This is a genomic window from Streptomyces sp. NPDC006197 (genome assembly GCF_040613865.1).
GTDB lineage: Bacteria > Actinomycetota > Actinomycetes > Streptomycetales > Streptomycetaceae > Streptomyces.
In genome coordinates, this window is record NZ_JBEXSZ010000005.1 from 1 (window position 1) to 22,354 (window position 22,354).

20 protein-coding genes are annotated in these 22,354 nt (G+C 72.3%); 13 read left to right on the forward strand and 7 right to left on the reverse strand.

Features of this window, described 5'->3' with window-relative positions:
* From ABZ318_RS02305 to ABZ318_RS02320, 4 genes are all read left to right on the forward strand, one after another.
* Positions 1-810: aldehyde dehydrogenase family protein (locus ABZ318_RS02305; RefSeq protein ID WP_356900603.1), on the forward strand; the 810-nt coding region annotated here is incomplete at its 5' end.
* Between the two features lie 20 nt (positions 811-830).
* Positions 831-1,964, forward strand: a complete 1,134-nt coding sequence (locus ABZ318_RS02310) for a GntG family PLP-dependent aldolase (RefSeq protein ID WP_356900604.1) — start codon at positions 831-833, stop codon at positions 1,962-1,964.
* Positions 1,961-2,422 carry a pyridoxamine 5'-phosphate oxidase family protein gene (locus ABZ318_RS02315; protein WP_356900605.1) on the forward strand — a complete coding sequence of 154 codons (462 nt, stop codon included), beginning with the start codon at positions 1,961-1,963 and terminating at the stop codon, positions 2,420-2,422. The genes ABZ318_RS02310 and ABZ318_RS02315 overlap by 4 nt, the downstream gene beginning before the upstream one ends.
* A gap of 173 nt (positions 2,423-2,595) precedes the next feature.
* On the forward strand, positions 2,596-4,347 hold the full coding sequence (locus ABZ318_RS02320; RefSeq protein ID WP_356900606.1) for an FAD-dependent monooxygenase: 1,752 nt from the start codon (positions 2,596-2,598) through the stop codon (positions 4,345-4,347).
* A 122-nt stretch (positions 4,348-4,469) separates the two neighbouring features.
* Here ABZ318_RS02320 and hemG read toward each other — a convergent pair whose 3' ends face one another.
* The 3 genes from hemG to ABZ318_RS02335 form a co-directional block, all read right to left on the reverse strand.
* Positions 4,470-5,954, reverse strand: coding sequence for a protoporphyrinogen oxidase (hemG, locus tag ABZ318_RS02325; protein WP_356900607.1), 1,485 nt, complete (start codon positions 5,952-5,954; stop codon positions 4,470-4,472).
* A 126-nt stretch (positions 5,955-6,080) separates the two neighbouring features.
* Entirely contained in the window at positions 6,081-7,541 is a 1,461-nt protein-coding gene (locus ABZ318_RS02330) for an FAD-dependent monooxygenase (RefSeq protein WP_356900608.1), read from the reverse strand.
* Positions 7,542-7,582: 41 nt separating this feature from the next.
* Positions 7,583-9,049 carry an FAD-dependent monooxygenase gene (locus ABZ318_RS02335; RefSeq protein WP_356900609.1) on the reverse strand — a complete coding sequence of 489 codons (1,467 nt, stop codon included), beginning with the start codon at positions 9,047-9,049 and terminating at the stop codon, positions 7,583-7,585.
* A 221-nt stretch (positions 9,050-9,270) separates the two neighbouring features.
* On the opposite strand from ABZ318_RS02335, the gene ABZ318_RS02340 reads away from it, so the two are divergent.
* The 3 genes from ABZ318_RS02340 (at position 9,271) to ABZ318_RS02350 (ending at position 11,274) form a co-directional block, all read left to right on the forward strand.
* The gene (locus ABZ318_RS02340; RefSeq protein WP_356900610.1) at positions 9,271-9,999 is read left to right on the forward strand and encodes an SDR family oxidoreductase; all 729 of its coding nucleotides are present in this window, start codon (positions 9,271-9,273) and stop codon (positions 9,997-9,999) included.
* A gap of 30 nt (positions 10,000-10,029) precedes the next feature.
* Positions 10,030-10,305: a phosphopantetheine-binding protein gene (locus tag ABZ318_RS02345; protein ID WP_356900611.1), complete on the forward strand. Its 276-nt coding sequence runs from the start codon at positions 10,030-10,032 to the stop codon at positions 10,303-10,305.
* A 90-nt stretch (positions 10,306-10,395) separates the two neighbouring features.
* A complete protein-coding gene (locus ABZ318_RS02350) occupies positions 10,396-11,274 on the forward strand; it encodes an NmrA/HSCARG family protein (RefSeq protein ID WP_356900612.1) in 879 nt (292 codons plus the stop codon).
* Between the two features lie 8 nt (positions 11,275-11,282).
* On the opposite strand, the gene ABZ318_RS02355 is transcribed toward ABZ318_RS02350, so the two are convergent.
* Both ABZ318_RS02355 and fabG read right to left on the reverse strand, forming a co-directional pair.
* Positions 11,283-11,900, reverse strand: a complete 618-nt coding sequence (locus ABZ318_RS02355) for a disulfide bond formation protein DsbA (RefSeq protein WP_356900613.1) — start codon at positions 11,898-11,900, stop codon at positions 11,283-11,285.
* A gap of 40 nt (positions 11,901-11,940) precedes the next feature.
* Positions 11,941-12,726 carry a 3-oxoacyl-ACP reductase FabG gene (gene fabG / locus ABZ318_RS02360; protein WP_356900614.1) on the reverse strand — a complete coding sequence of 262 codons (786 nt, stop codon included), beginning with the start codon at positions 12,724-12,726 and terminating at the stop codon, positions 11,941-11,943.
* Positions 12,727-12,944: 218 nt separating this feature from the next.
* Here fabG and ABZ318_RS02365 point away from each other — a divergent pair, with 218 nt between their 5' ends.
* The 6 genes from ABZ318_RS02365 to ABZ318_RS02390 all read left to right on the forward strand — a co-directional run bounded on the left by ABZ318_RS02365 (position 12,945) and on the right by ABZ318_RS02390 (position 20,019).
* Positions 12,945-13,976, forward strand: a complete 1,032-nt coding sequence (locus tag ABZ318_RS02365; RefSeq protein WP_356900615.1) for a methyltransferase — start codon at positions 12,945-12,947, stop codon at positions 13,974-13,976.
* Between the two features lie 70 nt (positions 13,977-14,046).
* Entirely contained in the window at positions 14,047-15,528 is a 1,482-nt protein-coding gene (locus ABZ318_RS02370) for an FAD-dependent monooxygenase (RefSeq protein WP_356900616.1), read from the forward strand.
* A 43-nt stretch (positions 15,529-15,571) separates the two neighbouring features.
* Positions 15,572-16,531: an aromatase/cyclase gene (locus ABZ318_RS02375; RefSeq protein WP_356900617.1), complete on the forward strand. Its 960-nt coding sequence runs from the start codon at positions 15,572-15,574 to the stop codon at positions 16,529-16,531.
* Positions 16,528-17,718, forward strand: coding sequence for an FAD-dependent monooxygenase (locus tag ABZ318_RS02380; RefSeq protein ID WP_356900618.1), 1,191 nt, complete (start codon positions 16,528-16,530; stop codon positions 17,716-17,718). The genes ABZ318_RS02375 and ABZ318_RS02380 overlap by 4 nt, the downstream gene beginning before the upstream one ends.
* Complete coding sequence (locus tag ABZ318_RS02385; protein ID WP_356900619.1) at positions 17,705-19,186, forward strand: FAD-dependent monooxygenase; 1,482 nt, start codon at positions 17,705-17,707, stop codon at positions 19,184-19,186. The genes ABZ318_RS02380 and ABZ318_RS02385 overlap by 14 nt, the downstream gene beginning before the upstream one ends.
* Positions 19,187-19,260: 74 nt before the next feature.
* On the forward strand, positions 19,261-20,019 hold the full coding sequence (locus ABZ318_RS02390) for an antibiotic biosynthesis monooxygenase (RefSeq protein WP_356900620.1): 759 nt from the start codon (positions 19,261-19,263) through the stop codon (positions 20,017-20,019).
* 72 nt (positions 20,020-20,091) lie between these two features.
* Here the strand turns inward: ABZ318_RS02390 and ABZ318_RS02395 are convergent, their stop codons facing one another.
* Together ABZ318_RS02395 and ABZ318_RS02400 are read right to left on the reverse strand one after the other, a co-directional pair.
* Positions 20,092-21,987 (reverse strand): hypothetical protein, encoded by a 1,896-nt coding sequence (locus ABZ318_RS02395; RefSeq protein ID WP_356900621.1) that lies wholly within the window; start codon positions 21,985-21,987, stop codon positions 20,092-20,094.
* Positions 21,984-22,319, reverse strand: a complete 336-nt coding sequence (locus ABZ318_RS02400) for a 4Fe-4S dicluster-binding protein (RefSeq protein WP_356900622.1) — start codon at positions 22,317-22,319, stop codon at positions 21,984-21,986. The genes ABZ318_RS02395 and ABZ318_RS02400 overlap by 4 nt, the downstream gene beginning before the upstream one ends.
* Positions 22,320-22,354 lie beyond the last annotated feature (35 nt).

Genomic DNA, 22,354 nt, shown 5'->3' on the forward strand with positions numbered 1-22,354 from the left:
CACCCGGCCGTCGGCACGGTCACCTTCACCGGCTCCACGGCCGCGGGCCGCGAGGTCGCGCGCCGCTGCGCCGACGGCCTCAAGCCGGTCTCCCTCGAACTCGGCGGCAAGAGCCCCGTCGTCGTCTTCCGCGACGCCGACCTCGACGCCGCCGCGCGTGCCGTCGTCACGGCTTTCACCGGCAACACCGGCCAGATGTGCGTGGCCGGAACCAGGCTGATCGTCGACCGGGCCGTACGCGCCGAGTTCGTCGCCCGCGTCGCCGCCCTCGCCGCGGAGCTGCGCGTCGGCCGTCCCGAGGACCCGGCCACCGACCTCGGTCCGTTGATCAGCCGTGCCGCCGTCGACCGCACGGCCACGGTCGTGGCGGAGGCCGCGGCGCGCGGCGCGCGGGTCGTCCTGCCGCCCGGTGCCATCTCCGTACGCCACGACCTCGACGGCGGGTTCTACGTCCACCCGGTCGTCCTGGACGAGGTGCCGGCCGACTCCCGGGCCTGGCGCGAGGAGATCTTCGCGCCCGTCCTGTCCGCCGTCGCCTTCGACACCGAGGCCGAGGCCCTGGCGCTCGCCCACGACTCCGCGTACGGCCTGTCGGCCTCCGTCTGGACCTCCGACTCCGGGCGGGTCGAGCGGTTCGCGCGGGCCCTGCGCGCCGGCATGGTGTGGATCAACACCTGGGGCGACACCGAGGAGACGGTCAGCGTCGGCGGCTTCGGCCAGTCCGGATACGGACGCGAACTGGGCCTCCACGCGGTGGAGGGCTATACCAGGCCGCGCGCCGTCTGGGTCGCCCACCGGCCGGGGCGGTAGCCGTGGTGACCGGCGCTCCCGTGCCCGTACCGGATCCCCGGCTGGACTTCCGCAGCGACACCCGGACCGTCCCGGACGAGCGGATGCGTGCGGCGAGTGCCCTGGCCGAGGTCGGTGACGACGTGTACGGCGACGACCCGACGGTCGCCGAGCTCGAAGCCCGTACCGCCGAACTCCTCGGCACCGAGGCCGCATTGTTCGTGCCCACCGGCACCATGGCCAACCTCCTGGCGCCCCTCGCGGCCTTCCCCGACCTGGCGGGGATCCGGGTGATCGTCGGGGCCGACAGCCACATGGGGTTCCTGGAGGCCGACGGGCTGCGGCGGTTCGGCGGCCTCACCCCCGTCACGGTCGAACAGGACGCGGACGGGCTCCCCGACCCCGACCGCCTGGAGGCGCTGCTCGCCGCGGGAGCCGGCCGTCCCACCGTGGTCTGCCTGGAGAACACGAGCATGATGCGCTCCGGCAACGCCCTGGACGAGGCTGCGACCCGGTCCGTCGCCGACCTCGCTCACCGGTACGGCGCCCACTTCCACCTCGACGGGGCCCGGCTCGCCCACGCGGCCGTCGCCTTCGGCGTCCCGCCCGCGGCGCTCGCCGCACCCGCCCACAGCGTTGCCTTCTCGGTGTCCAAGGCCCTCGGCGCACCCGTCGGCGCACTTCTCGGCGGCGGTCGCGCGTACGTCGCGCGCGCCCGCGAGCTGCGCACCGGGCTCGGCGGCTCCCTGCACCAGGCAGGGGTGGTCGCGGCGCCCGCGCTCGTCGCCCTCGGGCGGCTGCCGGAGCTGGCCGCCGACCACGCGACGGCGGCCGCGCTCGCCGCCGGACTCCGGGCCGTACCCGGTGTCGAGGTGCTGAGTCCGGCGCACCCGACGAACATGGTGATGGCACGGATCCCGGGTCTCGGCCCGGACGCCTGCGTGGCGGGCCTCGCCGCACACGGTGTGCGCGTCATGCCCCTCCCGAACGGACATGTGCGTTTCGTGACGCACCGCGCACACGACATGACCGGTGTGCGCGAGGCCGTGGGGGCATCGGCGGCCGTGGCGGCCGCCGTGCCCTCGTACCGGCGAGACCCCCAGGACCGAAAGACCCCCAGGAGCGAAGAACTCCCCGGCCGGGGAGACTTCCCGACAGTGATGGAGGAAGCATGACGGACGTGGCGGCACCCCGGACGCTGGAGGGGCGGCTCAAGGACACCCGTACGCGCCTGGAGAACGACGTCGACCTGTGGATGTCGACGGCGGGCGCGGACGGCGGCGGGGTCCACCTCATTCCGCTCTCGTTCCTGTGGGACGGCTCCGCGATCCTCGTGTCGACCCCGCGCGCCTCGGTCACCGGGCGCAACATGCTCGCCGACGGCCGGGTACGGATCGGCATCGGCCCGACCCGCGACGTGGTCATCGTCGACGGCGTGGCGGAGCCGGTCGACACGGAGGAGCTCGGGCAGGAGACGGGCGACGCCTTCGCGGCGAAGACCGGCTTCGACCCGCGCGAACTGAAGGAGCCGTACCAGTACTTCCGCATCCGCCCGCGGCGCGTGCAGGCCTGGCGCGAGGCGAACGAGCTGGCCGGCCGCGGCCTGATGCGCGACGGTGCCTGGCTCGGCTGAGACACGCCCCGGCCGCGGCGTCCCCCGCGCCCCCCGACGACTCCGTCCCCGCGGGCCGTGTCACCCTCCTGACCGGCCGCGCGGAGGCGGAGTCCAGCCGTTCTTGACCGGAGCTGCAGAGCGCCTTGCCAGGCTGCGTGGGCAAGGCATCCGTCATTTCTGGAAGGGCGAACATGGCAGCAATCGAGGTTCCGGTCCTGATCGTCGGCGGCGGCGGATGCGGTCTGTCCGCCTCCGTCTTCCTCTCCGACCAGGGCGTCGATCACCTGCTGGTGGAGCGCCATTCGGACACGTCGAGGATTCCGAAGGCCCACTACCTCAACCAGCGCACGATGGAGATCTTCCGTCAGCACGGGATGGCGGACGACGTCCTCGCCGAGGCCGCGCCGCTGGAGCTGTTCGGCAAGGTGCGCTGGATGACCACGCTCGCGGGCGACGGTCCGATGGACCGGCGCCTCATCCACGAGATGGACGCCTTCGGCGGCGGTGAGCTGACGGAGACGTACGCGGCGGTCGGCCCGGTCCTGCCGGCCAAGCTGCCGCAGATGTGGCTGGAGCCGATCCTCAAGCGCCACGCGGAGGAGCGCAATCCGGGCCGCGTCCTCTTCGGCCACGAGGTCACCACCTTCTCCGACGAGGGCGACCACGTCCTCGCCGAGCTGCGGAACGTCGAGACCGGCGAGACCACCACGGTCAAGGCCAAGTACCTCATCGGCGCCGACGGCGGGAAGTTCGTCGGCCCGAAGGTCGGCATCCGCATGGAGGGCCCGCCCGGACTGGTCAACACCACGACCGCGTACTTCTCCGCCGACCTGTCCGAGTGGTGGGAGGAGGGCACGCTCATCACCCACTTCCTCAGCCCGGAGGACCCGGACCTCTCCAGCAACCTCATCGAGATGGGACCGAGCTGGGGCAAGAAGTGCGAGCAGTGGGGCCTCCACTTCGCCCCGGGCCCGCCCGGACGCTGGGACGCCGAGACCGTCATCCCGCGCATCCGGGAGCTGCTCCGCATCCCGGACCTGGAGATCACCGTCCACAAGGTCACCGACTGGATCGTGGACGCGATCCTCGCCGACCGCTACCGCGTGGGCCGGGTCCTCATCGCCGGCGACGCCGCCCACAAGCAGCCGCCGGCCGTCGGCCTCGGCCTCAACACCGGTATCCAGGACGCGCACAACCTCGCCTGGAAGCTGGCGGCCATCCTCAGCGGCCAGGCGCCGGAGAGCTTCATCGACACGTACGAGGCCGAGCGCCGGCCGATCGGCCGCCAGAACGTCGACTGGGCCGTCTCCGCCGCCCAGCACCACCAGGCCGTCATCGATGCCATCGGCGCCGGCCACAACATCCCGGCGGGCCGCCGCGGCCAGCGTCTGGCGGCGTACTTCGACCCGTCCTGGCTCGGCGACACCACCAGGGCGCGTGCCCTGGAGATCTTCCACACCCACCGCGGCGGCTGCCAGTCGCTCGACATGGAGGTCGGCTTCGGTTACGAGGCGGGCGCGATCGTCCCCGACGGCAGCGAGCCGCCGGTCCGCGTCCCGATGCGCAACGAGCACACGCCCACCTCCCGCCCCGGCCACCGGCTGCCGCACGCCTGGCTCGCCAAGGACGGCGAGCGCCTCTCCACCCTCGACCTCACCGGCACCGGCGGCTTCACGCTGATCACGGGCGCCGAGGGCGACGCGTGGGCCGAGGCGGCGGCTCGGGCGGCCGAGAAGTTCTCGGTGCCCGTCACCACGGTTCGGGTCGGCGCGGGCGGCGCGTACGAGGACGTGGACGGTGGCTGGGCGGCCGTGCGCGGGATCGGCGAGGCCGGCGCGCTCCTGATCCGCCCCGACCAGCACGTGGCCTGGCGCGGCACGGACGGCGTCGAGGACGCGGAGCAGGTCCTGGCGGAGGTGTTCGCGGCCGTCCTGGACCGCTGATGCCCAGCCCGTACGCATGACGAAAGTGTCCGTACCCCGAGGGGTACGGACACTTTCGTCATGCGTACGGGTCTCCGGGCATGAAGAAGCCCGGAACGAGAGCTCGTTCCGGGCGGACTTCCTCAGACGGCTGCCGCGACCGGCCGGGCCGCGTCGCCCTTCTTCGCCAGCCAGGACAGCACCTCGTCGGCGGCCTTGCGCGCGGTGGCCATGCAGACACCCACGCCCACGCCGTCGTACAGCGCACCGCACACCGCGAGACCCGGCTGGGTCGCCACGGAATCCCGGATGCGCTTCACCCGGTCCAGGTGGCCCACGGTGTACTGCGGCAGGGCGTCCTGCCAGCGGCTCACCCGGGACTCGACCGGGACGCCGGTCACGCCGGTTGCCTCGGCGAGCTCCGCCGCCGCCACCGCGACGAGCGAGGCGTCGTCCCGACCCAGCACCCGGTCCTCGCCGAAGCGGCCCAGGAAGCAGCGGACGATCTCCACCTCGCCGGCCAGGTGCGGCCACTTCACCGTGGTGAAGGTGACCTCCTTGACCAGCTTCCCCTCCACCGCCGGCACCCGGTACGCCGAGTAGCCGCGGCCGGAGAGCCCGCCGCCGGGGAAGGCCGATTTCGGGTACGCAAGGGTGACCACGGCCACGCTCGCGTACCGCACCTCGTCCAGGGCGGCGACGGCTGCGCCGACCAGCGGGACGCCGGCGAGCAGGCTGCTCGCCGGTCCCGCCGGGGTGGCGATGACGACCGCGTCGGCCTCGATCAGCTCCGGCGCCCCGGCCGCGCCGACCGTGATCCGCCAGCCGTCGGCGGAGCGCGCCAGCTCGCGGACCGGGGCGTCGGTACGGAAGACGGTGCCGGGGGCCGCGGCGAGCGTCTCCCGCACGACGGCCTCGGGCAGCGAGCCGAAGCCGCCCTCGAGGGTCGCCACGCTCACCGGCGGCGGCTTCTCACCCGGGGCGAGGACCGGCACCAGGGCGCCCGCCGCGTCCGCGAGGGAGGCCTGGCGCCGGGAGGCCTTCGCCAGCGGCGTCAGCGTCGCCTCGAAGGACAGCTCCTCGGCGCGGCCGGAGAACACGCCCGCGAGGAAGGGCTCGACGAGGCGGTCCACGACCTCCTTGCCGAAGCGGCCCCCGACGTAGTCGGCGACCGACATGTCCCCGTCCCGGTCGAAGGAGGGCAGGAACAGGTCCTGCCGGGCGCGCTCGACCCCCTCCTCGGACAGGACGCCGGACCGGGCCAGGTCGTCCATGTCACAGGGCACGCCCATGAACTGACGGTTCGGCTGGTGCCGGATCTCGCCCCTGGACCAGATCGCGGAGGCGGTCACCCCGGCCGACATGATCCGCTCGCCGAGCCCGGCGTCCTTGATCAGGCCGGTGGTCTTGCGGCGGTTGGCGTACAGCGACTCCGCGCCCTCGTCGACGAGGACGCCCGCCACCTCGGAGACCTTCAGCTTGCCGCCGAGCCGGTCCGACCCCTCCAGGACCGTGACCCGCACCGGCTCGTTCCGCAGATGGAACGCCGCCGAGAGGCCCGCGATGCCTCCTCCGACGACGACCACGTGCGGCGTGCCGGTCGCCTGATCCCGTTCGCTGCCAGCCATTCCACCAGCTCCTTCATGGTTACGGTGTCGTAGCCGCCCCGGCGCCGCGATCGGCGCCGGGGCGGATGTGTCGGCAGTCTCGACGGGGCTCCCCGAACCCCGGTCGAGACCGGCTGGACCCCCGCCCTACTGCCGCTGGGCGGTGCCGAACCAGCGGGCGATGGTGTCGGTGAGCTCGTCGACGGTGCCGGGGGAGGTCCAGGCGACGTGGCCGTCGGGGCGGACGAGGACGGCGTCGAGGCCGGGCTCGTACGCCTGGTTCCAGGTGCCGGTGACGAGGTCGAGGCGGTCTTCGAGTCCCTCGGTGAGGCGGGCGAGGGCCGGGTCGGTGGTGATGAGGAGGCCGTGTCCGGTGTGCAGGAGGTCGGCGACACGGGTCACGGTGCCGTCGGTGAGGGTGAGTTCGCGTGCGGGCGGCATCCGCAGGCCGAGCAGCGGGTGCTCGCCCTTGCCGAGCTCGTAGCGGACACCGAGGTTGCTCAGCATCCCCGCCAGGTGCTCGGCGGCGCCCTCGTGGCGCACCAGCTCGCCCATGATCTCGCGGACCGGGTCCATGTCCTCGCCGGTGAGCCGCAGTTCGATCGCGGCTCGTGCGTTGCGTGCCAACTGCGCGCCGACCGGCTGCCGTTCGGCGTTGTACGTGTCGAGCAGCCCCTCCGGAGCCCAGCCCTTGACCGTCGCGGCCAGCTTCCAGCCGAGGTTGACGGCGTCCTGCACGCCCACGCTCAGCCCCTGCGCCATGGCCGGCGGCTGGACGTGCGCGGAGTCGCCCGCCAGGAGCACCCGGCCGCGCCGGTAGGTGGCGGCGGACCGCGAGGTGTCGGTGAAGCAGCTGAGCCAGCGGCACTCCCCGTGGTGCAGGGACTCGCCGGTGAGCCGCTGCCAGGCGTCCGCCAGATCGGTGTACGTGAGGGAGGCGCGGTCGCGCGGCGCCGTGCCGGCCTCGTGGACGACGACGCGGGTGACGCCGTTCTCCAGGTCCATCGCCATGATCATGCTGCCGCCCGGCAGGTTCTCGCCGATGCGCCGCTTGCGGGTCTCGATGCCCGTGACGTCGGCGGTGAGGAAGCCGCGCCGGCCCTCGGTGCCGGGGAAGTCGATCCCGGCCAGCTTGCGGACCGAGCTGCGCCCGCCGTCGCAGCCGACGAGATACGCGGCGGTCTCCTCGACCGGGCCGTCCGGGCCGGTCGCGGAGACGCGCACGGCCCCGTCGGTCTCCTCGACGGCGGTCACCTCGTGGCCGCGCCGGATCTCCACACCGAGCCCGGTCACCCACTCCCCCAGCATCCGCTCGGTGCGGAACTGCGGCACGCCCCGGTGCCCGTAGTGGTCCTCGGCCAGCGGGTCGAGGTCGATCGGCACCCCGCCGAAGTGCGCGTCGGCGGGCTCGGTCGGGCCGAGGCCGCCGAGCAGTCCGCGCTGGTCGAAGCATTCGGCGGTGCGCTTGGTGAAGCTGGCGCCGCGCGACTCGCGCGCGGGGGCCGCCAGACGTTCGTAGACGACCACGTCCGCGCCGCCGAGCGTGAGTTCGCCCGCCAGCATCAGGCCGACCGGGCCCGCTCCGACAACTATGACGTCCCTGGACATGCGTGTCTCCTTGTCGGTTCCTGGGTTCCGCAGGGGGGCGGTCACCGCTGGGCGGTGCCGAACCAGCGGGCGATGGTGTCGGTGAGCTCGTCGACGGTGCCGGGGGAGGTCCAGGCGACGTGGCCGTCGGGGCGGACGAGGACGGCGTCGAGGCCGGGCTCGTACGCCTGGTTCCAGGTGCCGGTGACGAGGTCGAGGCGGTCTTCGAGTCCCTCGGTGAGGCGGGCGAGGGCCGGGTCGGTGGTGATGAGGAGGCCGTGTCCGGTGTGCAGGAGGTCGGCGACACGGGTCACGGTGCCGTCGGTGAGGGTGAGTTCGCGTGCGGGCGGCATCCGCAGGCCGAGCAGCGGGTGCTCGCCCTTGCCGAGCTCGTAGCGGACACCGAGACCGCTGACGATCCCCGCGACCTGCTCCGCCGCGTCTTTGTGGGTGAGCAGCTCGCCCATGACCTCGCGGACCGGGTCCATGGCCTCCTCGCCGAGGTAGATCTTCCCGGCGGCGCGGGCGTTGCGGATCAACTCCCGGCCCACCGGGCGGCGTTCGGCGTCGTACGTGTCCAGGAGCCCCTCGGGCGCCCAGCCTCTGACCGTGGCGGCCAGCTTCCAGCCGAGGTTCGCCGCGTCCTGGATGCCGGCGCTCAGGCCCCAGGCCGCCAGCGGCGGGATCTCGTGAGCGGCGTCGCCCGCCAGGAGGATGCGGCCGCGCCGGAACTCCTCGGCCAGGGCGGCGGAGTTGCCGGTGGCCCACAGCCACTGCGGCTCGGCGTCGTGGATGGACTCGCCGGTCAGCCGCTGCCAGGCGTCCGCGACCTCCGTGAAGGTCAGCGTCTCCGTGTCCGGGTTCGCGGGCAGCGCGAGGTCGTGGACGACGACCCGGAAGCGGCCCTCGCCGACCGGGGTGCACACGACCATGGAGCCGCCGGGGAGGCGCTCGCCGATCGGCCGTGGACGCAGGGCGACCCCGGTGATCTCGGCGGTGTACATGCCGCGGGTGGCCGCCCAGCCGGGGGCCGCGATGCCGGCGAGCCGCCGGACGGTGCTGCCCGCGCCGTCACAGCCGACGACGTACGCGGCGGACTCCTCGCCCGGACCCTCGGGGCTGTCGTACGAGACGACGACGGCGTCCTCGGTCTCCCGGAGCCCGGTCACCTCGCGCCCGCGCAGGACCGGCACGCCGAGTTCGGCCAACCAGCCGGCGAGCGCCTCCTCGGTGCGTGCCTGGGAGAGGCCGAGGACTCCGCTGTGGTCCTCGTCGAGCATGCCGAGGTCGAAACGGACCCCGCCGAAGTGGCCCATCGGGCCCCAGCGGAAGGCGCCGAGCCGGTCGAGCACCCCTCGCTGTCCGAGCGATTCGGCGGCGCGGCGGTTGAACCCGAGGGCGCGGGACTCTCCGGAAGGGGCGGGCTCTCTGTCGTAGACGGCCACGTCCACTCCGCCGAGGCGCAGTTCTCCGGCCAGCATGAGGCCGACCGGGCCGGCTCCGACGACGATGACGTCAGTGTTTTTCATGTGAGAGGAAGCTACCCAGCGGCCTGTTCGGTCGCAATGAAGGAATACGCGCGCGCGAGGGAATGGCGTTCGACTGTGGAATGCACCTGCTTGAACGCCGATATGGAACGGGTTGAACGCTGGACCCGATGGCAATGTCGGAGGTGCTCCCGGGATTTGCCGCTTACTACCTTCACTGCATGAGCAATTCGGTCCCCGAGAAAAGGGAGAGAGGCAGAGACGTGCCGGTCGAGAAGATTGCCCTCATCACGGGCGCCAACAAGGGCATCGGCTTCGCCGTCGCGCGGCAGCTCGGTGAGCGGGGGACCGTCGTGCTCGTCGGGGCCCGCGACGAGGTCCTCGGCAAGCAGGCCGCGGACGCCCTCGCCGCCGACGGCATCACCGCGGAGGCGGTGGTCATCGACGTGACCGACCCGGCCTCCGTGGCCGAGGCCGCCGCCACGATCGAGCGGCGCCACGGGCGCCTGGACGTCCTGGTGAACAACGCCGGCATCGCCGGCCGCTTCACCGGCACGGCCCCCGAGGCGACCGCCGCCGACCTCCGCGAGGTCTACGAGACCAACGTCTTCGGCGTGGTCACCGTCACCGGGGCGATGCTGCCGCTGCTGCGCCGCTCCCCGGCCGGCCGGATCGTCAACCTGTCGAGCCACGTCGGCTCGCTGACGCTCAACGCGAACCCGGACTCCCCGCTGGCCGGCCTCGACATGATCGCCTACCAGTCCTCGAAGACCGCGCTCAACGCCGTCACCGTCGCCTACGCCAAGGCGCTGCGCGACACCCCGATCAAGGTCAACGCCGCCCTCCCCGGAGTGGTGGCCACCGACATCAACCACCACCGCGGCCACCGGACGCCCACCGAGGGCGCCGGGATCGCGGTCCGGCTCGCCCTCCTGGACGAGACCGGCCCGTCGGGCGCCTGCCTGGCGGACGAAGGCCCCGTTCCGTGGTAGCGCGGAACGCCCATCCACACAGAAAGAGGCATGGCCTTGCAGCAGATCACGATCGGTGACCTCCAGACCATCATGCTCCAGTGCGCCGGCGAGGCCGAGGACGCGCTCTCGCTCGTGGAGGCGCCGGACCGCACCTTCGAGGACCTGGACTACGACTCGCTCGCGCTCCTGGAGACGTACAGCCAGCTGGAGCGGGACTTCGGCATCGAGCTGTGCGAGGACGAGCTCGGCGACATCAACACCGCGCGGCAGCTGGTCGACTTCGTCAACTCGCTGCTCCAGCTGAAGGTGCTGTCGGCGGCCTGATCCCGCACCACCCGTACGACCCTTACGGCGAGCACGACCCGATGTCACGCCGGGCGAGCAACCGGCGGACCACAGACATGGAGACAGGCAGTGGCGGTTGAAGAGACGATCATGGTGCTGGGTGGTACCGGCCGGCAGGGCGGGGCGGTGGCCCGCGAACTGCTCCGCCGCGGCCACGCGGTGCGGGCGCTCGTCCGCGACCCGGCCAAGGAAGAGGCCAAGGCCCTCGAGGAGGCGGGTGCCGTGCTCGTCCGCGGCGACCTCGACGACGAGGCTTCGCTGGTGGCGGCGATGGACGGCGTTCACGGTGTGTTCAGCGTCCAGACCTTCCGCGGCCCCGGCGGCTGCGAGGCGGAGGAGCGCCAGGGCAGGGCGGTGGCCGACGCGGCCGTACGGGCCGGGGTGAAGCACTTCGTCTACAGCTCGGTCGGCGGCGCGGACCGGGACACGCGGGTCCCGCACTTCGAGAGCAAGCTGCGGATCGAGGAGTACCTGAAGTCGCTGGACCTGCCGCTGACGGTGCTGCGTCCGGTCATGTTCCACGACATCCTGCTGGACATCGCCCCGCGCCGGGTCCAGGACGGACTGGTCCTCGCCATGTGGCTGGACCCGGAGACCTCCGTGCAGCTCATCGCGACGAGCGACATCGGTGTCTTCGCCGCGGACGCCTTCGAGGACCCGGAGGGCTGGCTCGGCAGGACGGTGGAGATCGCCGGCGACGACCTGACCGGCCCGCAGATGGCCGCGGCCTTCGAGGCGGTCTCCGGAGTCCCGACCCGCTTCCAGCAGCTGCCCATCGAACCGCTGCGCGCGGCCCGCGAGGACCTCGCCAACATGTTCGACTGGTTCGAGCGGGACGGCTATCGGGCCGACCTGCCGACGCTGCGCGGCAAGCGGCCCGACCTGGTCTCCCTGGAGAGCTGGCTGGCCGAGAACTGGACGCCTCCGACGGTCGGGGCACACCACTGACCGGGCCCTCAGGTGAAGAGCGGACCGCGGGTGCGGGTCCGCTTGAGCTCGAAGAAACCGTCGGTCCCGGCCACGGCGAGGACGCCGTCCCAAAGCCGTACCGCGTCCTCGCCCCGCGGGGTGGGAGTCACCACGGGACCGAAGAACGCCACGTCGCCGATCGCGAGGACAGGGGTGCCCACATCGGTGCCGACCCGTCCGATGCCCTCGTCGTGCGAGGCGCGCACCGCGCCGTCGAACGCCTCGGACCCGGCCGCCTCGGCCAGGCCGGGATCGAGGCCCGCGGCGGCCAGCGCCGCCGCGTAGGTGCCCCGCTCCTTGGGCGCCTTGGCCAGGTGGAAGCGGGTGCCGAGCTCGGTGTAGAGCCGGCCGAGGATCCCGGAGCCGTACCGCTCCTCGGCGGCGGCGCAGACCCGTACGGGTTCCATGCGCAGCGCCAGGTCGCGGTGCCAGCGCTCGTCCAGGTCGGTCCGGCCCTCGTTGAGGACCGTCAGGCTCATGATGCGCCAGCGCACATCGAGGGGCCGGTGCGCCGCGACCTCCAGGACCCAGCGGGAGGTCAGCCAGGCCCAGGGACAGGTCGGGTCGAACCAGAAGTCCACCGGGGTCGGGGTGGTGTGCGGCACGTCGGCCTCCTCGATGTCTCTGCCGTCTCGGCGGGTGTGATCAGAAGTTGCCGAGTCCGCCGCAGACGTTGAGCGCCTGCGAGGTGATGGAGGCGGCGGTGTCCGAGGCCAGGTAGCCGACGAGACCCGCGACCTCCTCCGGCGTGGAGTAGCGGCCGAGCGGGATCTTGGCCTGGAACTTCTCCAGGATGGTGTCCTCGGAGGTGTCGTACGCGGCGGCGTAGCCCTGGCGGACGCGCTGGGCCATCGGCGTCTCGACGTACCCCGGGCAGACGGCGTTGACCGTGATGCCGGTGGGGGCGAGCTCGTTGCCGAGGGCCTTGGTGAAGCCGACGACACCGTGCTTGGAGGCCGAGTACGGGGCGCCGAGGACGACGCCCTGCTTGCCGGCGGTGGAGGCGATGTTGATGACCCGGCCGCTCTGCTTCTCGCGCATGCCGCCGATGGTGAGGACGGCGCGGGTCACCAGGAAGACGCTGGTGAGGTTGGTGTTGATCACGTCGTACCAGAGCTCGTCGGTGATCTCCGCGGTCACACCGCCGCCGCTGCGGCCCGCGTTGTTGACCAGGATGTCGATGCTGCCGTAGCGCGCGACAGCCGCCTCGACGAGACCGGTGACGTCCTCCGGCTTGCTGACGTCGGCGGCCGCGCCGTCGACCTCGTAGCCCTCCGCGCGCAGCTTGCCGACCGTCTCGGTGACCTTCTCGGCGTTCCGCGAGCAGATGAAGACGCTGTGGCCCTGGCGCGCGAAGTTCTCGGCGACGGCCAGGCCGATGCCGCTGGTGCCGCCGGTGACCAGCGCTACCTGCTGTCCCTTGTCCGCCATTCCGTCTGCTCCTTCTCGGGGTGTATGTGATGCCGGGACAACCTGACAAGGAAGGCCGGATTCCCGGTCGAGACGGGGTGGAGGTAGCGGTGTTCAACCGCCTGGATTCTCCGGTTGAACGTTCAAGTCAACACATTCAAAAAACCATGGTTGCGGGCCCGAGAAGTGCCGACCTATCGTCCAGGAATCCACGAAAAAGGCGCTTCGAAAGGAAAGTCATGTCCGCAACGCCCGAGGTTCGCGACCAGTCCGATTCCTACGCGCTGCTCAATCTCATCCAGGGTGCGGTCATCACCCAGGCCCTTTCCGTCGCGGCCAAGCTCGGCGTCGCGGACGTCCTCGCCGACGGCCCGCTCGCGGTCGAGGAGATCGCCAAGCGCGTCGGCGCCGATGCCAAGTCGACCCGCCGCGTGCTGCGCGCCCTCGCCGGCCACGGCGTCTTCGCGGTCCGCGAGGACGGCTCCTTCGAGAACACCGCGCTCTCCGACAAGCTCCGCGAGGACGCCCCGGACACCATGCGCGGCTTCGCCGTGCTCATGAGCCACCCCTTCCTGCACGAGGAGTGGGGTCACCTCTTCACGGCCGTCGAGACCGGCGAGCCGAACCTGCCCAAGCTGCGCGGCATGGGCGCCCTGGACTTCTTCCACGCCAACCCCGAGTACGCGCAGGTCTTCTTCCACGCGTTCGGCGGCCTCTCCGAGTCCGAGACGGCCCCGCTCGTGGAGGCGTACGACTTCTCGCAGTTCAACACCGTCGTCGACGTCGTCGCCGGCCGCGGCAACCTGCTCGCGGGCATCCTCCAGAAGGCGCCGAACGTCAAGGGCGTCCTGTACGACTCCGAGGTCGCGACCGTCGACTCCCAGGCGTACTTCGAGGCCGCCGGCGTCGCGGACCGCTTCACCATCGAGCACGGCGGCTACCTCGACAAGCTGCCCTCGGGCGGCGACGCGTACCTCTTCAAGCACATCATTCACGACTTCTCCGAGGAAGACGCGATCACGGCGCTGAAGAACGCCCGTGAGGCGATGGGCCCCGAGGGCAAGCTGCTCGTCATGGAGTACCTCCTCCCGGAGGGCAACGAACACCACCTCGGCCAGGCCATCGACCTCTGGCTGATGCTGATGCTGGGCGCCCAGGAGCGCACGCTCAACGAGTACCGCGAACTGTTCGCGAAGGCCGGCTTCACCCTCACCCGCGCCGTCCCCACCTCCGCGCCGATCTCCATCATCGAGGCCGTCCCGACCGTCTGAGGCCGATCCGCCCAGGCGTGACGCCGATTCCCCCTCCCATCGCAGAGGCCGAGGCTCAGGACAGGAAGTCATGAATACCGATGTCATAGTTATCGGAGCAGGGCCCGCGGGGCTGACGCTCGCGGCCGAGCTCCGCCTCGGCGGCGCCGATGTCGTCGTCTTCGAGCAGCGGGCCGAGCGGAGCTGGGAGTCGCGAGGCATCGGCTTCACCGCCCGCGCCACCGAGATGTTCGAGCAGCGCGGCATCCTCGGACGCCTGGAGAACATCGAGATCACCCGCCAGGGCCACTTCGGTGGCATCCCGATCGACTACGGGATCCTGGAGGGCTCGCACTTCGGCGTCCGCGGCGCACCCCAGTACAAGATCGAGGAGATGCTGGAGGGCCGGGCCGTCGAGCTCGGTGCGGTCCTGCGCCGCGGCTACGAGTTCACCGGTCTGGCCGAGAACGCCGACGGCGTGACCGTGACCGTGAACGGCCCGGAGGGGGCCGAGGAGCACACCGCCCGCTACCTGGTGGGCTGCGACGGCGGCAGGAGTACCGTCCGGCGTCTGGCGGGCTTCGAGTTCGCCGGCTCCGACGCCACCCGCGAGATGTACCTCGCGGACGTCAAGGGCGCCGACATCAAGCCCCGCATGATCGGCGAACTCTTCCCCGACGGCATGGTCATGGCCGCGCCGCTGGAGGAGGGCTACACCCGGATCATCGTCTGCGAGAACGGCACCCCGCCGGACCGCAACGAGGTCACCTTCGCGCAGGTCGCGGACGCCTGGCAGCGGCTGACCGGCGACTCCATCCACCACGGCGAGGCGCGCTGGGTGAGCAGCTTCACCGACGCCACCCGCCAGGCCACCGAGTACCGGCGCGGCCGGGTGCTGCTCGCCGGCGACGCCGCGCACATCCACCTGCCGGCCGGCGGCCAGGGCCTCAGCGTCGGCGTGCAGGACGCCTACAACCTCGGCTGGAAGCTGGCGGCGACGGTCGCGGGCCGCGCCCCGGAGGGGCTCCTCGACACGTACCACTCCGAGCGGCACCCGGTCGGCGCCCGCCTCCTGCGGGGCACGCTCGCCCAGGGCATGCTCAACCTCACCGGCAGCTCGGTGCAGCCGCTGCGGACCGTCATGGCCGAGCTCCTCGCGATCCCGGCGGCGGCCCGGCACATGTCCGGCATGGTCAGCGGCTTCGACATCGTGTACGAGGTCGGCGACGGCGCCGAGGGTGCCGACCACCCGCTGCTCGGCGGCCGGATGGCCGACCGTGAGCTGGAGCTCGCCGACGGCGGCACCGACCGGATCGCCCGGCTGCTGCACCCGGCCCGCGGCGTCCTGATCACGGCGGACGCGACCGGCGCCACGGCCGCGACGGCCGCCGGCTGGTCCGACCGGGTCGACGTGGTCCACGTCCGGACCTTCCCTGCCGGACCGGAGGAGGGCGGGGCCGCGACCGAGTCGGTGCTCGTCCGTCCGGACGGCTACATCGCCTGGACCGCGCCGGCCGGAGGCGGCCTGGAGGCCGCGCTGCAGCGCTGGTTCGGCGAGGCCACGGCTGCCTGAGGCAGGCCACGGGCCGCCCCGCTACTTCTGAGGAGACACACACGTGACCGAACACGAGATCCACCGCACCGAGCACACGATCGACGTCGACGCCCCCGCCGAACTGGTGTACGCGCTGGTCGCCGACGTCACCCGCTGGCCCGAGACCTTCCCGCCCACCGTCCACGCCGAGGTCGTCGAGCGCACGGGCGACTCCGAGCTGATCCGGCTCTGGGCGACCGCCAACGGCACCGCCAAGACCTGGACCTCCCGGCGCGAACACGACGCCGAGAAGCTCAGCGTGACGTTCCGTCAGGAACGTTCGCAGCACCCCGTCGGCGGCATGGGCGGCGCCTGGGTGGTCGAGCCCCTCACCGAGGCCACCTCCCGGGTCCGCCTCCTGCACGACTTCCACGCCGCCACCGACGACCCCGCCGACCTGGAGTGGATCCAGCAGGCCGTCGACCGCAACAGCGGCTCCGAGCTTCAGGCCCTCAAGGCGAGCGCCGAGGCCACCGGCCCCGACCAGCTCATCACCTTCGAGGACACCGTCCACGTCGACGGCCAGGGCAAGGACGTCTACGACTTCCTCAACGAGGCCCAGCTCTGGCAGGAGCGCCTGCCGCACGTCGGCCGCGTCCAGCTGGACGAGGACGAGCCCGGCCTCCAGATCCTGGAGATGGACACCCGCGCCAAGGACGGCAGCACCCACACGACCCGCTCCGTCCGCGTCTGCACCCCGGCCACGACGATCGTCTACAAGCAGATCGTCCTGCCCGCCCTCATGACCCTGCACACCGGCCGCTGGCTCATCGAGGAGCGCGACGGCGGCGGCGTCGCCGTCACCTCCCGCCACACCGTGCGGATCAGAACCGAGAACGTCACCAAGGTCCTCGGCGCCGACGCCACGGTCGAGACCGCCGCCGCGTTCGTCCAGAGCGCGCTCAGCACCAACAGCCTCGCCACACTCGGCCTCGCCAAGGCCCACGCCGAGGCCCTCGCAGCCGGGGGCGCGGAGTCGTGACCCCGACCCGGGCGGACGTGCCGGTCGTCATCGTCGGCGCGGGCCCCGTCGGGCTCCTGCTCGCCTGCGAGCTGGGACGAGCCCGGGTCCCGGTGGTCCAGGTGGAGAAGCTGGCCCGGCCGATGACCGAGTCGCGCGCCAGCCAGCTCTCCACGCGGACCGCCGAACTGCTCCACGAGCGAGGCTTCGAAGCCCTCCTCGCCGAGGCCGCGCACGAACCCCGTACGCACTTCGGCGGCCTCGGCTTCGCGCTGACCCCGGTGGACAGCCCGTACGCCGGGAACTGGAAGGTCCCCCAGTACCGCACCGAGGCCGCCCTCGGCGCCCGCGCCGCGGAACTGGGTGTCGAGACGCTCCGCTCCCACGAACTGACCGGACTCACCGAGCAGTCGGACCACGTCCTCTGCCGGATCCAGGGCCCCGAAGGGCCGCTGGAGCTCCGCGCGGCGTACGTGGTCGGCTGCGACGGAGCCCACAGCGCCGTCCGCCGGCTCGCCGGCATCCCGGTGACCGCCACCCCGGCCACCAAGGAGCTGCTCCGCGCCGACATCCGCGGACTCACCGTCCGCGACCGGCGCTTCGAGCGGCTCACCGACGGCTTCGCCGTGGCCAACACCCGCGAAGGCGTCACCCGGATCATGGTCCACGCCTTCGGCGGGACCGTGCCCACCCGCACCGGCCCGCCCCGCTTCACCGAGGTCGTCGACGCCTGGCGGCACGTCACCGGAGAGGACATCTCCGGCGGCACCCCGCTCTGGCTCGACGCCTTCGACAACGCCAAGGGACAGGCCGACAGCTACCGGCGCGGCCGGGTCCTCCTGGCCGGCGACGCCGCCCACTGGCACCCGCCGGTCGGCGGCCAGGCCCTCAACACAGGACTCCAGGACGCGGTCGACCTGGGCCCGAAACTCGCCGAGACCGTACGCGGCACGGCTGCGCCCGGACTCCTCGACAGCTACCACGAGACCCGGCACCCCGCCGCCGCCCGGGTCCTCGACCACGTCGCGGCCCAGGAACGACTGATGCTCGACGGGCCGGAGATCGAACCTCTGCGCGCGGTCCTCTCCGAGCTGATCGGCCTCGCCGAGGTCCGCGCCCATCTGACCTCGGTGGCGAGCAACCTCGACGACCGGCTTCCGGCAGAAAAGACACCCATGGAAGGCAGGAACGACAGTGCAGGACTTTGACACCGACGTGATCATCGTGGGGGCCGGCCCCACCGGACTCATGCTCGCCGGTGAACTCCGCCTCGCCGGCATCGAGGCCCTCGTCCTCGAGCGGCTCGCCCAGCCGATGCGCCAGTCGCGCGCCCTCGGCTTCTCCGCCCGCACCATGGAGGAGTTCGGCCAGCGCGGCCTCCTGGAGTCCTTCGGCGAGATGGGCGTCATCCCGATCGGCCACTTCGGCGGCATGCCGCTCGACTACACCATCCTGCCCGGCGGCAACTTCGGGGTACGCGGCGTCCCGCAGGCCTTCACCGAGGCCAACCTCACCAAGTGGGCCACCGGCCTCGGCGCCGAGATCCGCCGCGGCTGGGAGGTCACCGGCCTCGCCGACGACGCCGAGGGCGTCGAGGTCACCGCCGACACCCCCGAGGGCCCGCGCACCCTCCGCGCCCGCTACCTGGTCGGCGCCGACGGCTCCCGCAGCATCGTTCGCAAGCTGTCCGGCATCGACTTCCCCGGCACCGAGGCCACCATCGAGATGCTGATGGCCGACGTCACCGACGTCCAGGTGCGGCTGCGCCCCACCGGCGAGCTGGGCGACGCCGGCATGGTCGTCGTCCTCCCGGTCGGCCCCAACACCACGCGCGTCGTCTGCTTCGAGCGCGGCGCAGGCGTCCGCCCGACCTCCGAGCCGCCGACCTTCCAGGAGGTCGCCGACTCCTTCAAGCGGGTCACCGGCGACGACATCTCCGGTGGCAACGCCGTCTGGCTCAGCTACTTCACCGACTCCAGCCGCCAGGCCGCCGCCTACCGCAAGGGCCGTGTCTTCCTCGCCGGCGACTCGGCGCACATCCACATGCCGATCGGCGCCCAGGGCATCAGCGCCGGCCTCGGCGACGCCGTCAACCTCGGCTGGAAGCTCGCCGCCACCCTCAAGGGCCACGCCCCCGAGGGTCTGCTCGACACGTACGACACCGAGCGCCGCCCGGTCGCCGCCCGCATCATCGCCAACACGCTCGCCCAGCGCAGCCTGTACCTCGGCGGCCCCGAGATGGACCCGATGCGCGCCGTCTTCGCCGAGCTCCTCGCCCACGAGGACGTCCGCAAGCACCTCGTCGGCCTCGTCACCGGCTTCGACATCACGTACGACGCCGGGGCCGGCGAGCACCCCCTGCTCGGCCGCCGTCTGCCGGACTTCGCCTTCACGGGTGAGCACGGCGAGACGACCGCCTACAAGGCCCTGCACGCCGGGCGCCCGGTCCTGCTCGACCTGGCCGGGGACTCCGCCGTCACCGGGACCGCCGCGCCGTGGGCCGACCGCGTCGACGTCGTCACCGCCAAGGCGCGCCCCGAGGGCCCGCTCGCCGAGGTGGACGCCGTCCTCGTCCGCCCTGACGGCTACACCGCCTGGATCGCCGCCGGCCAGTCCGGAGCCGAGGGCCTCGCGGACGCGCTGAACCGCTGGTTCGGCGCCGCCGGCCAGAACTGAGCGACATCCGGCGCCTCGCACCGTCCGCGGGGCGCCGTCCTCTCTTCCGTACACCTCATGTCCAAGGAGCAGCAATGCCGTTCATCAACCCCGAGGCCGGCCACCTGACCGTCCTCAACCTCTTCAAGACCGACTCCCGCGACCGCGTCGACACCCTCGTCGACGAGATGAAGAAGATCGTGGACGTCGCCGCCTACCCGGGCTGGATCTCCAGCACCGTCCACCGCGGCCAGCAGAACCCGGGCACCGCCAACTTCATCCAGTGGCGCGGCATGGACGACCTGGAGTCCCGTTACAACGACTCCGAGTTCAAGCACCACACGGTGCCGGTCTTCCGTGAGATCACCACCTACGTCCGCCTGATGCAGACCGAGGTGGAGCTGAGCCAGCGCCACCCCGAGTACGGCGATGTCACCGAGGTCTCGCCCGAGCGCGACGACTACACGGTCATCGAGATCCTCGGTGTGAAGCCGAACCAGCAGGGCGCCCTGGTCGACACCCTCGGTGCCGCCCACGAGTGGCTGGTGGACGTCCCCGGCTACCGCTCGCAGAGCATCCTGCGCGGCATCCGCTCCCGCAACCTGGACGGCGGCGAGGGCACCCTGGCCACCGTCGGCACCGACAACGACTTCGTCGTCGTCTACTCGCAGTGGGACGGCAAGGTGTTCTACGACTCCTTCCGCAACCAGCCCGAGGCCCAGTGGATCCGAGCCCGTGACGCCTACCAGGAGAAGCGGTACGCCTTGACCACCAGCGTCGACTGGAACGGCTACCGCGCGGTCCACACCCGCTCCGCCGAGCAGCCGGTGGCCGAGGCCGCCGCCGCGGTCTGATCCTCCGGACCGCCCCCCACCACGTAGGGCCCCCGGCGAAAGCCGGGGGCCCTACGTGGTGTTCGCGCCGCGTCACTCGGCGATCGTGGCCCAGTGCCACCGCGAGTCGAAGGCGGTGACCTCGATGTCCGTGCCGCCGGCGACCAGCGCCGCCGCCAGGCTCGTGGCCCCCGCGATGAAGGCGGACGTACGGTCGGCGGCCAGCAGGTCCTGCTCGTCGAAGGGGAGCCCCTCGCAGCGCAGCAGCCGGAGGTCCATGAAGCCGTCGAAGCGCCGACCGAGGACCTCCACCGCCTGCGGGCTGCGGACGGTGAACCGCACCCGGGCCGCGAGGTGCCCGTTGTGGTGCTGGTCGGAGTAGTACGCGAGGTCCGGGATCGCCGGCGGCACGAAGTGGTCGCGCGCCGCGATCTCGGGCACCTTCGGCAGGTTGGCGACCAGGAAGTGCCAGGAGTTGTACTGCATCCGTGAGGAGATCGCCCACGCGGTGTCGGCCAGCCGGGACGCCGAGCCGTCGAAGAACCGCTTCGACTCTTCCGAGGGCACCACGCAGCAGAAGAAGTGCGGGATCTCCCACTCGGCGATCGTCGGGTACGCCTCCGCGCGCAGTGCCTCGATCAGCGCCGGCAGCGACCGCATGCCGCGGCTCATCGCGAAGTCCGCGTCGAAGACGGCCGTGGCGGCCGCCACCGTCTCGTACACCAGCGACTCCAGACCGGAGCCGAAGTCGCCGTGCGGCTCCGCCAGCCAGCCGGGGGAGCCCTCCAGGGCGGCGGACAGCTCCGCGAACGTGGCGCCGGAGACCGGCAGCCGCTCGCTCAGCCGGGCGCACAGCGCGGCCTCCAGGCGCGCCGCGTCGTCCTTCACGGGACCCGCGACCCGCTCGATCTTGTGCATCAGCGGTCCGTAGATCTCCCGGTAGAGCTGCACCGAGGAGCCCCTCAGCTCACGGCGGCGGGCGGCCAGCGCGTCGGCCAGCTCGCCGAGGGCGAGGACGCTGTGTGCGGCCGGGGGCGGCACCGCGGGCAGCTCGGGCGCTGCGGTGTTGTATGCGGTGCGCGTGCGCTCCAGGAGAAGCGCCACGTGGTCGAGCGTCAGCTGCGTCCCGTTGGCCTCCTCGATCCGGGCGTACCCGGCCGAGCGCACGAGCAGCGTCAGACAGACGACGAACAGGACGTCGCTGTCCGCCCACAGCTCCAGCGGGATCGTGCGCAGGCTGCTCAGCACGCAGTCGGGGTGCCCCGGGCGCAGCGTCTTGCCGGTGAGGTTGTTCTGGTCGCGGAAGTTCGTGTACCGCCGCTCGCCGGCGTACAGGACGAACGGCGCCGTCCGCAGCGCCGCCTCCGTCAGCTGCTCCAGGACCTCGCGCCGGCCCTCGGCACCAGCCGCGAGCAGCCAGTTGCGGCAGTCGCGTACGGAGGCGTACCAGCGGTCGGCGGCGAGGGCCAGCTCGACCTGGTAGTCGGCGAGGTCCTCGGCGGACCACGGCACCCGCAGGACCCCGTCGACCAGCTCGGCCTCGCCGCTCAGCGGGCCCTTCGACGGGACCCGGACCAGGATGCGGCCGCTACGGTCGAGGCCGAGCTCGCCGAGGAACGCGGTGCTCGCACCCTCGGGCCGGTCGGTGGCCCGGTCGTCCTTCCGCCAGTTCCGGCCGACCAGTACCTTGAGCGCGGCCTCCGCCTCCACGGGCAGCGCCCGCAGCTGGATGTCGGCCGGGACGTGCCCGGCGAGCGTGAGGAGCGTGTCGACGGCCGTGCCGAGGTCGGGGGCGTCGACCGCCTGCTGCCAGGTCTGCCGGAGCAGCGCCGGGAACCCGGCGTCCTTCTCGGTCGGGCGGCCGGGCTCCTCGGTGGCCCGGGTGGCGCCGGCGGCGCTGCCGAGCCTGCTCGGGCGGCGGCTCTGCCGGGCCTTGGCCATCGCGGCCCGCCGGTCGAGCGTCCGGTCCGGCTCGGTGGGGATGGTCATGCGGTTCCTCCGGCGGTCAGTTCGATGTGCTCCCACATGCGGGCCTCGGTGGCCGTCCAGTCCTCGTCGACGTAGATGCAGTCGACGGGGCAGACCATCACGCACTTCGGGCAGCCGGAGCAGAGCTCGGGCACGATCACGACGTTGAGTCCGTCGTCGAAGACCGCCCCGAACTCGGGTGGGCAGCTGCGCAGGCACGTGTCGCACGTGATGCACTCCGACGTCTCGATGCGACGCGGGGGCTTCTTCCAGTTCTCGTCGCGGGAGCGCTCGGCGATCCGCTCGGCGCGAGCGGTGGTGGCTCCGGACGGAGTCTCTTTCACCTTCGGCATGGTGTGGTCACCCTCTTCCTCTCTGACGGGGCACC